The following is a 349-nucleotide window of genomic DNA, read 5'->3' on the forward strand; positions in this document are numbered from 1 at the left end:
CAGCGGCTGGCGTCGGTTTTCCGACGCCAGCGGCCCGCAGGCTAGTCCTTTCCCGGCACCTCGCCGCCCTCGTCCTCCTGATCCCACGGGAGGCTCAAACGTCCCCCCGCCCGGTCCCGGTACAAGGCCGAACGGGCGAGCAGCATGAACGCGACCGGGGCCGTGGAGGTCAGGAACAGCGCGATGACGATCTCGTGGACCGAAAGCCGGCCGCGCAGGACCGAGAAGCAGACGATGGAGGCGGCTACGATCAGCGCCATACCCAGCGTGCTGCCGAGCGTCGGCGCATGGACCCGCTCGTAGAAGGTCCTGAGCCGCAGCAGGCCGAGCGAGCCCACGAGACCTCTCT

1 protein-coding gene is annotated in these 349 nt (G+C 69.3%); it reads right to left on the minus strand.

Translation table 11 applies throughout. The features are described 5' to 3' along the window. Positions 1-41 precede the first annotated feature (41 nt). A partial coding sequence (gene mnhG / locus QD228_RS17015; RefSeq protein WP_279876133.1) for a monovalent cation/H(+) antiporter subunit G occupies positions 42-349 on the minus strand: 308 nt, incomplete at its 5' end.

The organism is Cobetia sp. 3AK, from assembly GCF_029846335.1.
Classification (GTDB): Bacteria; Pseudomonadota; Gammaproteobacteria; order Pseudomonadales; family Halomonadaceae; genus Cobetia; species Cobetia marina.